This is a genomic window from Cupriavidus sp. D384 (assembly GCF_001652915.1).
GTDB lineage: Bacteria > Pseudomonadota > Gammaproteobacteria > Burkholderiales > Burkholderiaceae > Cupriavidus.
In genome coordinates, this window is record NZ_BBQI01000095.1 from 76,435 (window position 1) to 90,976 (window position 14,542).

Annotated in this window: 12 protein-coding genes; 6 read left to right on the forward strand and 6 right to left on the reverse strand. The window is 67.4% G+C overall.

From position 1 onward, the window contains the following. Positions 1-9: 9 nt before the first annotated feature. A complete protein-coding gene (locus A9J21_RS22875; protein WP_156546100.1) occupies positions 10-2,763 on the reverse strand; it encodes an autotransporter outer membrane beta-barrel domain-containing protein in 2,754 nt (917 codons plus the stop codon). Positions 2,764-3,023: 260 nt separating this feature from the next. On the opposite strand from A9J21_RS22875, the gene gloA reads away from it, so the two are divergent. Both gloA and A9J21_RS22885 read left to right on the forward strand, forming a co-directional pair. After that, on the forward strand, positions 3,024-3,431 hold the full coding sequence (gloA, locus tag A9J21_RS22880; RefSeq protein WP_066739460.1) for a lactoylglutathione lyase: 408 nt from the start codon (positions 3,024-3,026) through the stop codon (positions 3,429-3,431). A gap of 11 nt (positions 3,432-3,442) precedes the next feature. After that, complete coding sequence (locus A9J21_RS22885; protein WP_066739461.1) at positions 3,443-4,348, forward strand: DMT family transporter; 906 nt, start codon at positions 3,443-3,445, stop codon at positions 4,346-4,348. A gap of 65 nt (positions 4,349-4,413) precedes the next feature. Here the strand turns inward: A9J21_RS22885 and trpS are convergent, their stop codons facing one another. The 5 genes from trpS to A9J21_RS22910 form a co-directional block, all read right to left on the reverse strand. After that, on the reverse strand, positions 4,414-5,442 hold the full coding sequence (trpS, locus tag A9J21_RS22890) for a tryptophan--tRNA ligase (RefSeq protein ID WP_066739462.1): 1,029 nt from the start codon (positions 5,440-5,442) through the stop codon (positions 4,414-4,416). Positions 5,443-5,526: 84 nt separating this feature from the next. Continuing rightward, a complete protein-coding gene (rsmA, locus tag A9J21_RS22895) occupies positions 5,527-6,369 on the reverse strand; it encodes a 16S rRNA (adenine(1518)-N(6)/adenine(1519)-N(6))-dimethyltransferase RsmA (RefSeq protein ID WP_066739463.1) in 843 nt (280 codons plus the stop codon). Between the two features lie 3 nt (positions 6,370-6,372). Then, the gene (gene pdxA / locus A9J21_RS22900; protein WP_066739464.1) at positions 6,373-7,431 is read right to left on the reverse strand and encodes a 4-hydroxythreonine-4-phosphate dehydrogenase PdxA; all 1,059 of its coding nucleotides are present in this window, start codon (positions 7,429-7,431) and stop codon (positions 6,373-6,375) included. A gap of 17 nt (positions 7,432-7,448) precedes the next feature. Beyond that, a complete protein-coding gene (locus A9J21_RS22905) occupies positions 7,449-8,921 on the reverse strand; it encodes a peptidylprolyl isomerase (protein WP_066739465.1) in 1,473 nt (490 codons plus the stop codon). A 9-nt stretch (positions 8,922-8,930) separates the two neighbouring features. Then, entirely contained in the window at positions 8,931-11,405 is a 2,475-nt protein-coding gene (locus A9J21_RS22910; protein ID WP_066739466.1) for an LPS-assembly protein LptD, read from the reverse strand. A gap of 180 nt (positions 11,406-11,585) precedes the next feature. Here A9J21_RS22910 and A9J21_RS22915 point away from each other — a divergent pair, with 180 nt between their 5' ends. From A9J21_RS22915 to murU, 4 genes are all read left to right on the forward strand, one after another. Then, complete coding sequence (locus A9J21_RS22915; RefSeq protein ID WP_066739467.1) at positions 11,586-12,644, forward strand: aminoglycoside phosphotransferase family protein; 1,059 nt, start codon at positions 11,586-11,588, stop codon at positions 12,642-12,644. A gap of 86 nt (positions 12,645-12,730) precedes the next feature. Next, the gene (locus A9J21_RS22920) at positions 12,731-13,420 is read left to right on the forward strand and encodes an AzlC family ABC transporter permease (RefSeq protein WP_082926571.1); all 690 of its coding nucleotides are present in this window, start codon (positions 12,731-12,733) and stop codon (positions 13,418-13,420) included. Further along, entirely contained in the window at positions 13,417-13,740 is a 324-nt protein-coding gene (locus A9J21_RS22925) for an AzlD domain-containing protein (protein ID WP_066739468.1), read from the forward strand. The genes A9J21_RS22920 and A9J21_RS22925 overlap by 4 nt, the downstream gene beginning before the upstream one ends. Beyond that, positions 13,737-14,447 (forward strand): N-acetylmuramate alpha-1-phosphate uridylyltransferase MurU, encoded by a 711-nt coding sequence (gene murU, locus A9J21_RS22930; protein WP_066739469.1) that lies wholly within the window; start codon positions 13,737-13,739, stop codon positions 14,445-14,447. Before A9J21_RS22925 ends, murU begins: the two co-directional genes overlap by 4 nt. Positions 14,448-14,542: the final 95 nt, after the last annotated feature.

A 14,542-nucleotide genomic window follows, 5' to 3' on the forward strand; every position in this document is an offset into this window, starting at 1 on the left:
GGCCCTGGCTCACCATGCATAGCGCGCGCCCAGCCGCAGCGCGTATTGCCGGTACCCCTGGCTGCCCCACTGTCCGCCGATATTCCCCCAGCTGCTCCAGCCGCGTGCCAGCCTGGCATCCAGCCCCAGCTTGAGTTCGTAGCGGTCGCGCGGGAACAACTGCCCCAGCACGGTATCGTTGAACCCCACCGAAGCACTGGCCTGATCGTGCCACCAGTTCACGGTGGCGTACGGCTGCAACCGCCCGCCATCGCCACGATCCAGCGTGCGGAACAGCCTGACGCCGAGCCGGGTCATCACGCCGCTGGTGTCGCCGCCGTTGACCTGCGTGCCGCCCGGTTCGGTCACGCTGACGCCGCGATGGCGCAGCCATGCCACCTGCGCCTGGGGTTCGGCAAGCCATGATGACCCTGCCAGCGGCAGCGCCCACCCGCCTTCGATCGATACGTTCCACGCCTGGCTCCGATAGCCCACCTTGGGCAACTGGTCGCCACGCACGCTGCTGTCGAACCATGCGTACTGGAACCACGTGTCGACATAGGGCCCCCGATCGGCGGCTGCCTGGCCGAACCAGGTGGCATACACGCCGGCGCCGTAGCCGTTCACCTCGCCGTGCGCCCGGGCGGCATTGCCCGCGGCCAGGCCGTCGGTCCGCACATTGCCGTAGCCCAGCATCGCGCCCACGTGCAGCCGGTCGGCGGCACCGAACAGCGATCCACGCGCGAAGTCGCCACCGCCGTGCAGGATCACCGTATCGGCACGGGCGCTGTAGTCGTTGCCAGGGCTGCCGCTTTCGGCGGTCTTGCCTGCCAGCCGCAGCCAGCCGGCGGGCGCCGACGAAAACGGCAACTCGCCCATCCGGTCGTGCAGGCTGTGCAGGAACAGGCTGGCCGCAGCGTACTGGTTGGCGATGTAGGCCGGCACTTCGGGCCGGTACATCGGCCGGGACGGCGTTGGTGGGGTCGGTGGCGCTGGCGGGGGTACAGGGGGATCGGGCGGCATCGGCAGTTGCTGCGATCTCAGATACCAGTTGCCGTCGGCAGGGTCACGCAGCCCCCCGCGATAGAGCTGGTACTCGTACGGCCCGGCCACGGCGCGCCCCGCCAGCGTGAAGGTGCCGTCCGGGGCGGCGCCGCCGTTGGCCGTCACGATAACCGGGATGCCCTGGTCCGTCAGGGCGCCCTTCCCGCCCGCATTGACGATGCGCAGTGCGGTGGTGCCGGTCACGCGGCCGGTATCGATCACGAGCCGATCCGACGGCGAGCCGTCACCGCCCAATGCCGCGGTCATTGCCAGTGTTCCGCCCTCGCTGTGGTAGCGCTGCAGGGTCAGCGTATGAAAAACCGCGTCGGTGGGTGCGACGAACGCAAGCGTGCTGCCCAGGTTGTCGAGCCGCAGCAGGTTCGAGTTACCGGTGATCCACCATGTCGATCCGTCGCGCAGCGTCAGCGTTGCTGCGGCTGCGCTGCCGTCGGCGGCCGGTGCCGCACGCACCGCACCCCGCAGGTATGTGGCACTTGCATCGACATCCACGCGGAAGACCGTGGGGCCGCTGTCGATTGCCAGCAACAATGGCCCGGTGACGCTGCTGCCGGAAAGCACAATGCTGGCGGGGCCGCTGGCAACCCGGATAGCGGCCCCTTGAGGCGCGGAGAGCGTGCTCGCCGCCACGGTGGCGGTTTGCAGTGTGCCCGTTCCCGCGTCGGACAAGGCGAGCACACTGCCATCGACGCCCGTGCCGGTTGCGCTGCCGTTGACAAAGGCAAGGTGTCCGCCCTGCTCGACCTGCAACGCGGACGTACGCTCGCCAGCGGCCACCACCGCCGTCCCGTCCGCCGTGATCGTGCTGCCCGGACCCTGCACCGACAGCCCAACGGATCGGGCTTGCATCGTCGTTACGCTGCCGCCGCGCAGCGCAATGGTGCCGCCGTCGAGCGCGCGGACACCGATGGCCGCGGGCCCGGCTGTTTCGATGGTGGTATTGTCGGCCTCTACGCCCGTCGTGCCCTGCGCGAAGATCCCGTACGACGCCGCGCCCTTGGTGACGATATCGACGTTGCGCAGCACAATCGTGCCCTGGCCCTCTGCCGACCCGGAGCCGAACGACGCCTGGCCGGTGGTACGAATGGAGATCCGGCTGCCCTGCCCATCCACGACGACATTCGACACGCCCGCAGTGAGCGCCACGCCCGGCGCCACGTCCCCGGTGGTGAGAATGGCGCTGCGGCCCAGCAGCGTAATCGCGCCAGCCGCCAGGCCCAGCCCGGCCGCCTCCGCCCCGTGCGTGACGATGGACGTATCGTGCAACAGCACCACACCGCCATAGTCGGCGAATACGGCATGGGCACGCTCGCCGGACGTCACGATGTTGACCTGCCCCGAGATGCTGGCCTGTCCGAAGGCATGTACGCCGTTCGAGTGCGCGCCGAGCATCGTCAGCGTGCTGCCGGGCGCTTCGAAACGGATGGCGCCACTGGATTCCGCGTACGCGCCGGTCGAATTGTCACCCTCGGAATGTAGCGATACCGGCCCGGTGACGGTGATCGATCCGCCGTTGGCGGCATGAAGGACCGAAGCATATCCGGCAGCGCCGGTGTCAAAGGTGCCGCCAGCAACGGTGCCGCGGCAATTATCTGCCGTGTAGGACGTAGCGGCAGGAGATGGTGGCGCACAGTCTGCGGCGTGGCCCGCGGACGCACCGAGCGCCATGGCCCACACGCATACCACTGTGCCGCAGGTACTGCCCCGGAAGCATCGCGTCATACAGTTTCCCTTCTGTCAGAGAAAGCCTGTCGCGCGACCTTCGGCGCTGCCGCGCCGTAGTGGACCGGCGTAGGCATTCGTGCAGCTGTCGAAGCAATCGGGAATGTAGCAACAGCGCTGCGTCCGCGCGAGCGCCACCGATGTGAAATTTTCCGAACCGCGAGTTTAGCGCCGCCCCGGCGGGGCGATCAGGCACGATGGCGCGGGCAGGACTAAAATGGCGGACCCTGTTGTCTCAACAACCCCAAGAAGGTCCCCCTATGCGACTCCTCCACACCATGCTGCGCGTTGGCGACTACCAGCGTTCGATCGACTTCTACACGCGCGTACTGGGCATGCAACTGTTGCGCGAGAGCGACAACCCCGAGTACAAGTACCGCCTGGCCTTTGTCGGCTACGGCCCGGAAAGCGAAACGGCTGTGCTGGAACTGACCTACAACTACGGCGTGGACCAATATGACCTGGGTACCGCCTACGGCCATATCGCCCTGGAAACCCCGAATGCCGCCGAAGCCTGCGACCGCATCCGCGCCGCCGGCGGCAAGGTCACACGCGAGGCGGGTCCGGTCAAGGGCGGCACCACGGTGATCGCTTTCGTGGAAGACCCGGACGGCTACAAGATCGAACTGATCGAGCGCAACTCCACCCGCGACGCCGCCCGTCCGTAAGCGACGCGGCGATGTCCACACAACTTATAACAAGGCGCCCGCTGGACAGCACGGCCATCGGACTGATGGTATTGCTGTGCGCCGCATGGGGACTCCAGCAGGTGATCATCAAGGTCACCGCTCCGTTGATGGGCGCCGTGCTGCAGGCCGGCGTCCGCTCCGCCATCGCCGCGCTGCTGGTGTTCGCGTTTGCCGCGTGGCGTGGTACGCCGCTCTGGGAACGCGACGGCACGCTGCGCGCCGGACTTGTCGCCGGGCTGCTGTTCGGCGCCGAGTTCTTCTGCATCTTCGTCGGGCTGGGCCACACCACGGCATCGCGCATGGCGGTGTTCCTCTACACGGCGCCAATCTTTACCGCGCTGGGCCTGCACCTGTTCGTGCCGGGCGAACACCTGCAGCGCGGCCAGTGGGCCGGCGTGGGGCTGGCGTTCCTGGGCATGGTGCTGGCTTTCGCGGACGGCATCGTCGCAGCGTCCACGCAGTCGAGCACGCTGCTGGGCGACGCCCTGGGCGTACTGGCCGGCGCCCTATGGGCCGCAACCACCATCGTGGTACGCGGCAGCAAGCTGTCGCACGCCCCCGCCAGCAAGACGCTCCTGTATCAATTGACGGTGTCCGCAGTGCTGCTGCTGGTGATGGCAGTGGCCGCCGGACAGGTCCATCGCGTGGAAGTCACCGGGTTCGTGGTTGCCAGCCTGTTCTACCAGTCGGTGCTGATCGCCTTTGCCAGCTACCTGATCTGGTTCTGGCTGCTGCGCCAGTACCTGGCATCGCGCCTGTCGGTGTTCTCGTTCCTGACCCCGCTGTTCGGGGTGGCCTTCGGCGTGCTGCTGATGCACGACCACGTCGGCATGCGATTCGCGCTGGCGGCGGTGATGGTGCTGGGGGGGATCGTGCTGGTGAACCGGAAGGCCTGAGCGGCCTTCGGTGTTCGTCCCTCCCGGCTGGCGGGAGGGACGCGTGGCGCGTGAAACGGGCCTGATTACTTCGGGAACGAGAACATGCCCACGGCGCTGCGCACTTCGTCCAGCGTCTGCTGGGTCAGTTCGCGGGCGGTTTCGGTGCCCTTCTTCAGGATGTCGAACACGTAGCCCGGATCTTGGGCCAGTTGCTCGCGGCGCTCGCGGATCGGGCGCAGCATTTCCTGCAGGATGCCTTCCACACGGCGCTTGAGTACCATGTCGCCCAGGCCGCCGCGCTGGTAGTGGTCCTTCAGCGCCTGCACTTCCTCCACGTTCGGATCGAACGCATCCAGGTACGTGAACACGACGTTGCCCTCCACCTGGCCCGGGTCCGACACCTTGAGGTGGTTCGGATCGGTGTACATCTTGTGCACGGCCTCGCGGATCTGCTCCGGCGATGCGCCGAGCGGAATCGCGTTGCCCTGCGACTTGCTCATCTTGGCCTTGCCATCGACGCCCGGCAGCCGGCCATGCTTCGGAATCAGCGCGGCGGCTTCGGGCAGGATATCGCGGCCCACCTGATGGTTGATACGGCGCACGATCTCGTTGGTCTGCTCGATCAGCGGCGCCTGGTCCTCGCCCACCGGCACCAGCACGGCCTTGAAGCCGGTGATGTCGGCGGCCTGCGACGCCGGGTAGCACAGGAAGCCGGCCGGGATATCGCGGCCAAAGCCACGCGCCTGGATCTCTTCCTTGATCGTCGGGTTGCGCTCCAGGCGCGACACCGTGACGAAGTTCAGATACATCAGCGTCAGTTCGGCCAGCGCGGGCAGGTGCGATTGCACCGTGATCGTGGTCTTGGCGGGGTCGATGCCCACGGCCAGGTAGTCCAGCGCCACTTCCAGCACGTTGCGGCGGACCTTGTCCGGGTCGTGCGCGTTGTCGGTCATCGCCTGCGTATCGGCCAGCAACACGTACTGCTTGTGCGTTTCCTGCAGGGCCACGCGGCTCTTCAGCGAGCCAACATAGTGGCCCAGGTGCAGCGGGCCGGTGGGACGGTCGCCAGTCAGGATGACGGGACGCGGATCGGTCTTGGTCTGTTCGGTCATGAGCGGCGCGATGGCTTCAGGATGTTCGGGTAGTTCAGCGGGAAATTCGAGATCGGTATCGGCGGCGATGCCGGCGCTGCGGCGTCAGGCCGCACCGCGCGCCGGCGGCACGGCGCTGTTGCCGACGATGCGGGCCAGTTCGACATACTCGGCCACCGGCACTTCCTCGGCACGGCGGCCCAGGTCGAAGCCAAGCGCATCGAAGTCCACCTGGTCACGCAGGAACGACAGCGTGTTGCGCAGCACCTTGCGGCGCTGCGAGAACGCGGCGGTCACCACATCGCCAAGCACGTTGGGGTCGCACGCGGGATACGGCGAACGCAGCGTACCGTCTTCGGCACGCGGCCAGGGAATCATGCGCACCACGGCCGAGTCGACCTTGGGCGGCGGGTTGAACGAGGCGGGCGGCACGTCGAGCACGTGTTCCATGTGATAGCGCACCTGCAGCATGATCGACAGCCGGCCAAACGCCTTGCTGCCGGGCTCGGCCACCATGCGCTCGACCACTTCCTTCTGCAGCATGAAATGCTGGTCGCGCACGTGATCGGCGAAATCCATCAGATGGAACAGCAGCGGGCTCGAAATGTTGTACGGCAGGTTGCCCACGATACGCAGCGCGCGGCCCGGCTCCTCGAGCTTGCCGAAGTCGAACGCCAGGGCGTCGCCGGCATGCACGGTCAGGCGGTCGTTGTAGCGGTTGCGCAGGCGCTCCACGAGATCGCGGTCGAGTTCCACCACCTGCATGCTGGGCAGGCGTTCGAGCAGCGGGTTCGTCAGCGCGCCCAGGCCCGGCCCGATTTCGACGATGACGTCGTCCGGTTGCGGGTCGATGGCATTGACGATGCCGTAGATGATGCCGTCGTCGACCAGAAAGTTCTGGCCGAATCGTTTGCGGGCCACATGGCCCTGATGCACGTTTGGACGCATAAGTCAGTGCCGGCCGTTGGCGGACGCGCCGTGGCGCCCGCTGGCATGGCCGGCCATGGTAATGGCACACCGGATGGCTTCGATCATGCTGCCGTGCTCGGCCCGGCCGGTGCCGGCCAGGTCGAGCGCGGTGCCATGATCCACCGATGTGCGGATAAAGGGCAGGCCCAGCGTGATATTGACGCCGTGACCGAAGGTGCCGTACTTGAGCGGCGCCAGGCCCTGGTCATGGTACATCGCCAGCACGCAGTCGGCACCGCGCAGATGGCGCGGCTGGAACAGCGTGTCGGCAGGATAGGGCCCGCGCGCGTCGATATCGGCATCGCAGGCCAGCGCCAGCGCCGGCCCGATGACGTCGATCTCCTCGCGGCCCATGTGCCCCGATTCCCCGGCGTGCGGGTTGAGCCCGGTCACCAGGATACGGGGGCGGGCAATGCCGAAGTGGCGCCGCAGATCGTGGTCGACGATCTTCAGCGTCTCCTGCAGCATGGGGATCGTCAGCGCATCGGGCACGGCCCGCAGCGGCAGGTGCGTGGTGGCCAGCGCCACGCGCAGCATGGCATTGTCATGCGCGGGCTGCGGGCCAGCCAGCATCATCACCACGCGCGGCACGGCGGCGCGTTCGGCCAGGTATTCGGTATGCCCCGTGAACGGCACGCCCGCGTCGTTGATCGTGCTTTTCTGCACCGGCGCGGTGATCATGGCCGCAAAACGTCCGTCCTGCAGCCCGTCGATGGCGGTATCGAGCAACTCCAGCACGTAGCGGCCGTTGCGGGCATCGAGCTGGCCGGGCTCGCAGGCCACGCCAAGCGCGACATCCTCGACCACCACATCGCCATCTGCCAGCCGCCGCTGCCACGCATGCGCCACGCCCAGCGACTCGGCGCGCTGCGCCAGCAGGCGCGCGTCGCCGATCACATGGAACCGGTACGCGCCATGGCCCATGCCATTGGCCGCGCCGCCAAGCTGCAGCAGGGCGCCGATCGTGATGTCGGGACCGATGCCGGCGGGCTCTCCGGTGGTGATGGCAAGCGCCAGTGGCGCGGGTGCAGGGTCGGGCATGGCAGGAGCGGCGCGCGTCAGCGCTGCCGGTTGATCCGGTATTCGACGTACGCCGCGCTGCGGAGCTGGCGCACCCAGTCATCATAGGCGGCGCGCAGCTTCTGTTCCCGCACTTCCTGACGGGCGAAGTCCCGCTGCTTCTCGGCCGACACCTCGGTCTCGCGGCGGTTTTCCACCTGGATCAGGTGAACCCCGAACTGCGTGACCACGGGCTCCGAGATTTCACCCGGACGCAGGCGGTTCATGGCCTGCTCGAACTCGGGCACCAGTTCGCCCGGCGACACCCAGCCCAGTTCGCCGCCCTGCTGGGCAGACCCATCCTGCGAATAACGGCGCGCCGCATCGGCAAAATCGGCACCGTGCGTCAGGCGGTCGCGCAGGGTCGACATCTGGCGCTTCGCCTCGGCCTCAGGCATGTTCGGGCCGGTACGGATCAGGATGTGGCGCACCTGGGTCTGCGTGATGTGATCGGCTGCAGCCTGCTGCGCCGGTGCGGCCGTACGCTTGGCAGCCAGCTTGAGCACATGGAAGCCGTTGGCGGATTCCACCACTTCCGGCACCACCTTGCCAGGCTGCAGGTCAACCACGGCATTGGCGAACAGCGCCGGCAGGCGACCGATTTCGCGGAAGCCAAGCGCGCCGCCCTGCGACGCCTCGGGCGCCTCCGAATTGGCCTTGGCCAGTTCGGCAAAGTCAGCCCCGCCCTGGGCCTGCTTGAGCAGGCCTTCGGCCTTGGCCTTGAGCTGCGCCTTCTGGGCTTCGGATGCGTCATCCGGCACGCGCACCAGGATCTGCTGCACGTTGTATTCGGCCGGGCCCACGGCGGCGGGCTGTCCGCTGCGCGCCGCCAGGAAGTTGTCGATCTCGCCGTCGTAGACCTGCACCTTCGAGTCCACTTCGCGTTCGCGCAGGCGAATCACCTGCACCTGCTTGCGCAGTTCGTCGCGGTACTTGGTCCAGGTCATGCCGCTGGCTTCCACGCGCGTGCGCAGATCCGCCGCCGACATCTTGTTCTGCTGCGCGACCGATTCGATCGCACGGTCCACTTCCTGGTCGGTCACCTTGATGCCAGCGTCCTGGGCGGCCTGCGTCTGCACGCGTTCCATCACCAGCCGTTCCAGCACCTCGCCCAGCAGGTCGGGGCGTTCGGGAATCGGGCGATTGGCGGCGCGCAGCTGGTTCTCGATCTCGTCGGCCCGGTCAAGCAGCTCGCGGCGCGTGATCACGCTGTTGTTGACGATGGCAACGACTTCGTCCACCAGTTGCGAGCGCTTTTGCGCCGGCTGCGGAATGCCCATCTGCGGCTGGCTTGGCGCCACCGTGCTCGTCTGGCTGCCGCCCTGCTGCGGCACGAAGATGCCCTGGGTTCGCGCTCCCGGCGCGCGCAGTTGCGCGGCGGCTGGCGCAGCCAGCGTGACGAGCACCGCGGAGAGCAGCAGCTGCTGCCAGGGATTCAGGCGGGACATAACCGAAAAGGCTTGACGTTTCATCTTGGTCCGTCATTCATAGTGATCGTACGGGGACGTGGGCACCGGTCGCGCGGTCACGGGCTCGTAGCCCGGCACGTTCAGGCGCAGCATGTCCAGCGGATTGGAGCCGACTTTCGACAATCCGCGGAATTCCACCTGCAGGAAGACCCGGCCTGTGTATCCATTCGTGGTGTTGCGGAAACGCTGGTACACGAAACGGCCAACCCAGCAGTCGGCCGTGTATTCGAAGCCCGCCAGCGCATCCACCAGCTGGTTGGCCGACTGGTCATACGCCACGCGGCCAATGCCGTAGACGCGCTGCGTGACCGGCCACTGGCCCGACACCTCGAACTGGTCGATCGCGGTATTGTCGGTCACCGACGTCGGCCGGCGATAGCGGTAGCCCACGTTGAGCAGCTTGCGCGACTCCGGGCGCCACTGGAATGCCACGTTCGAGTAGTTGACGCGGTTTTCATCCGGGTTCCACTGGATGCCCGCGTCAAGATAGTAGCCGCGGAACAGCTGGATCGTCGTCGCCGCCAGCAGGTCCGAGTATGTCGGCTTGGTGTCCGTCAGCGTGCCGCCAATCTGCACGCGCTGACCGGTGAAGTCGATCCGTTGCGCGATCGTGCCACGGAACCGCTCTACCCCGGTATCCGACTCGATCAAACGGGTGGTCAGGCCCGCGGTCAGCTTGTTGTTGTCGGCAATCCGGTCGTTACCGCTGAACGGATTCTCGGTAAAGATCTGGCCATAGCCAAAATCGGACTGCACCGTGTCGAACAGCGGGAACTGGCTCTGGTCGCGGAATGGCGTGTAGACATAGAACAGGCGCGGTTCCAGCGTCTGCATGTAGTTCACGCCAAACAGCCGGCTGAGGCCCGGCGCATCGCGCTCGAACGTCATGCCCGAATCGACACTGACCGTCGGGATCGAGCGGCTCAGCGTGTTGGATGCCCCGGTCGTGTTCGTGCCGGCGTCCATGTTGTACTGCGCCGCATTGAAGATCACCTTCGGTGTTACATACCAGCCTGGCCGGATGATCGGATAGCTGATCGACGGATTGAAGTAGGCGCGGCTGCCTTCGGGCTGCTGGAACCCTGTCGACGTCAGCGGAATCTTGAAGCGCGTGTAGTCGGTGTCGATCGCAATATCGAAACCGCCCAGATCGTAGCGCGTGTACTTGGCGTTGATCTGCGGCTCACGTTCGTACGACGGCTCGCTGGGAAGCAGCGTCTGGAACTTCTGCACGCGGGCCATGAACGTCCAGTTCTGCCAGTTGTAGATTACGCCGCCCTCCTGCGTGTATTGCCGCAGGGTAGATTGCGAGACGCTACGGGTCAGGTCGTCCGGATACTGGTCATCCGAGACCTTGCTGACGTTCGCGTACGCCGTCATGCCCGGGATGATCGTCTGGTAGTGCTGGACCGAGTAAGCCCAGCGATCCCGGCCGGCCTTCTTGTCGTCCGGCAGGAACTCGGCGCGGATACGGCCGCTGTAGCCGTCGCCCAGGTAGCGGAAGTCACCACCCAGTTGCACCCCGCGCTCCGACAGGATCCGCGGATACACGGTCAGGTCGCGGTTCGGTGCCAGGTTGAAGTAATACGGGACGGTCAGGTCCGCCCCCGACTTCGAGCTGTAGCCGAACAGCGGCGGCAGCACACCGCTGCGGCGGTCGCTGTTCAACGGAAACGAGAACGCCGGAGCAGCCGCCACGGGCACACCGAAGAAATTCAGCACGCCGCCGTATGCCACGCCCACTTCGCGGTCGCTATCCAGGTCCAGCTTGCGCGCGCTGAAATACCAGTCGGCGTTGTCGGGCGAACAGGTCGTGTAGGTGGCCTTCTTGAGCGTACTGCGGTCCGGGTCGAGAAAATCGATCCGCTCGGCGCTGCCCGATCCGCCGGTCTGGTCGAAATAGTAGTCCGGCGACAGCATGTAGCCTTCGTTGGCCTGAACGCGCAGCTTCGCCTCGGGACCCACGGCCAGCGTGCCGTTCTTCGACAGGCGCACGTTGCCCGTCGCATGGGCTTCGTCGGTGTCCTGGTCGTAGGTCAGCTTGTCGCCCTTGACCACGCCGCCGTCGCGGCGCAGCTCGGCGTTGCCTTCAAGCTCGACACCCTTCTCGTTGTATCCGGTCATGCGGTCGCCCGATGCGTAGGCTGGCGCATTCGGATTCGACGGGGTCGACGCGGGGGCCGCCCCCAATGTGCTGCTGCCCGCATTGGCGGGCTTGCGCGGCGGCTCGGTCAGGCGCGGCACCAGTTCGCCTGCCTCGGGCGGCGGCGGTTCCGGCTCGGCGGCCTGCGTGACAGCCGGCTCCACCATATCGATATTGGGAATGGTAGAGGCGGCGCCGTACTGTGCATGGGCGTTGACCGAAAGGCCGGCCATGGCCAGCACGAGCGGTCGCAGGGCGCTGGCAGGCACGCGGGCGCGCCGGGGCTTGCCCTGGAGCGCAGGCGGTCGGGTGGCCGGATGATGCGGTTGTCGTTGTTCGGTCATGCAAACGGTTATCGGTCGGCTCGGCGGCGGGCGCTGCGCGGGGGCTCGCAATGCGGCTTCCCGCGCCCCCCAGCCCAATGCCGGAGCGGGCTGCGGGGCGACAAAGGCCCCTCCCGAGGGCCACCCGGCGCCCGGGTCTGGTCGGGTATTATACGGGGCATCGTATTCTCCCTTTCCGGCATGGCAGCACTTATTGACGACCCGGGCCACGACCCGCGTATCGAACAACTGAAATCGTGGGTTGCCGGACTCGGCACAACCTGGTCGATCGACCCGGCTTCGTGTGCCCCGGCATCGGCCGACGCGAGCTTCCGCCGCTACTTCCGCGTGCGGACCGGCCACCCGCGCCACCCGACCGCCATCGTGATGGATGCCCCGCCGTCCCATGAGGACTGCCGGCCTTTCATCCACGTGGCGAAGCTGTTCGGCGATGCCGGCGTGACGGTGCCCACCGTGCTGGAACAGGACCTGGCGCAGGGTTTCCTGCTGCTGGCCGACCTGGGCAGCCAGACCTACCTGTCGCGCCTGGACGCCGCCTCGGCCCGCCCACTGTATGGCGACGCCGCCACCGCGCTGGTGCAGATCCAGCTGGCTACCCGCCCGGGCGAACTGCCGGCCTACGACCGCCCGCTGCTGCAGCGCGAGCTGGACCTGTTCCCGCAGTGGTATGTCGCCAAGCATCTCGGGGTCACGCTCGACGACCGCCAGCAGGCCGACCTGCGCGAGGTGTTCGACACGATCCTGGCCAACAACCTGGCCCAGCCGCAGGTCTACGTCCACCGCGACTACCACTCGCGCAACCTGATGGTGCTGCCCGAAGGCGCCACGGTGGGCGCCAATCCGGGCATCCTGGACTTCCAGGACGCCGTGATCGGCCCGATCACCTACGACGCCGTGTCGCTGTGGCGCGACGCCTATGTCGAATGGGAAGAGGAGCAGCAGCTCGACTGGCTGATCCGCTACTGGGAACAGGCGCGCAAGGCGGGCCTGCCGGTGGCAGCCGATTTTGGCGATTTCTACCGCGATTTCGAATGGATGGGGCTGCAGCGTCACCTGAAGGTGCTCGGCATCTTCGCGCGCCTGTACCATCGCGACGGCAAGGACGGCTATCTGGCCGACATGCCGCTGGTGCTCAAGTACACGCGCAACGTGGCAGGCCGCTACTCGGAAATGCGCAAGCTGGTGCGGCTGCTGGACGCCCTGGAGGGCACCGAACGCCCCACCGGCCTGACGTTCTGACCGTGGCCGCCCCCCTTGAAACGCCTGCAGACCCCACCATCACGCGCCGTGGCGAGTGGTGGGCCGGGGTATGCGCCCTGGCACCGATGCTGCTCGGCGTGGTGCCGTTCGGGCTGATCTACGGCGTGCTGGCCGTCAATGCCGGCATGCCGGCCTGGCTGGCCTGCGCGATGAGCGCGATCGTCTTCGGCGGTGCATCGCAGATGATCCTGACCCAGCTCTGGTCCGCCGGCACGCCGGCGCTGGTCATCGCCTTTACGGTCGCCATGGTCAACCTGCGCCACGCGCTGTATTCCGCCACCGTCGCGCCGTCGCTCGCGCCCCTGCCGCGCCGCTGGAAGGCGCTGGTGGCCTACCTGCTGACCGACGAGGCATTTGCCGCCATGACGCGCCGTCTGGGCGATACCGGCCCCCGGGCCCGCTACCGCCACTGGTTCTATTTCGGCGCGGGCATCGCGCTGTGGTCGAGCTGGCAAGTGTCGACGCTGGCCGGCGTGCTGGTGGGCGCCCAGGTGCCGCGCGACTGGCCGCTCGATTTCTTCCTGCCGCTGACCTTTATCGCGATCATCGTGCCGAATCTCAAGCACCGCGCCCAGGTGGCGGCGGCGCTGGTCGCCACCGCGCTGGCCGTGGCCTGCTACGCGATGCCGCACAAGCTCGGCATCATGGTGGCCGCGCTGGGCGGCATTGCCGCGGGAATGCTGCTGCTGGAACGCAATCGGCGCGGCGGGCAGCCTGCCGCCGGCGCGTCCGACAGCAGGGAGCACGTGGCATGAGCTCGCTGACCCTGCTGTGGGTGTTCCTGGGCGCGGGCCTTGCCACATACCTGATCCGCCTTTCGTTTATCGCCGTGGAAGGCCGGGTGCGCCTGCCGCCATGGTTCCGCACCGCCCTGCAGTTCGTGCCCGCCGCCATGCTGTCCGCGCTGATCGCGCCAGACCTGCTGATGCACGACGGCGCGGTGTACCTCAGCCCCTACAACACGCGCCTGGTGGCTGGCCTGGTGGCCATCGTCGTCGCGGCCCGCACGCGCAGTGTGGGCTGGACCATTGCCAGCGGCATGGCCACCCTGATCGGCCTGGAGACCCTGTTTTGAAAGCGATGATCTTCGCCGCCGGGCGCGGCGACCGCATGCGCCCGCTGACCGACACCACGCCCAAGCCCCTGCTGGCCGTGGGCGGCAAGCCGCTGATCGTCTGGCAGATCGAGGCGCTGGCCCGCGCCGGTTTCAGTGACATCGTCATCAACCATGCGTGGCTGGGTGACAGGCTCGAGGCGGCGCTTGGCGACGGCCGACAGTTCGGCGTACGCATCCACTGGTCGGCGGAAGGCAGCGCGCTGGAAACAGCGGGCGGCATCGCCCATGCGCTGCCGTTGCTGACCGCCGATGGCGGCGACGGGGTCTTCCTGGCCGTGTCGGGCGACATCTTCTGCGATTTCGACTACCGGCAGTTGCTGCCGCGCACCCGTGCCATGGCCGCCGCCGCGCGCCCCCAGATGCATCTGGTGATGGTGCCGAACCCGCCCTTCCATCCGCATGGCGATTTCGTGCTGGGCGATGACGGCCACCTGCGCATGCCCGCCGACGGCGCCGCCGGCCACGCGCTGACCTTCGGCAATATCGGGCTCTATGACACGCGCCTGTTCCGCGATATCGCGCCGGGGCAAAAGGTGCCGATGTCGCCGTACTACCGCGAAGCGATCCGCCAGGGCACGGCAACCGGCGAGCGCTTCGACGGCCGCTGGGAAAACGTCGGCACCCCGGCGCAACTGGCCGCCCTGGACCGCGCGCTGCACGGCTGAACGTCCGGATCCGCACGGCGCGCGGCCCTCGCGCGGCCTTTCAAGCGCCTTTCGGGGCGCATGTCACGCCCGCATTGCGCGCCGGCGGGTTTAGA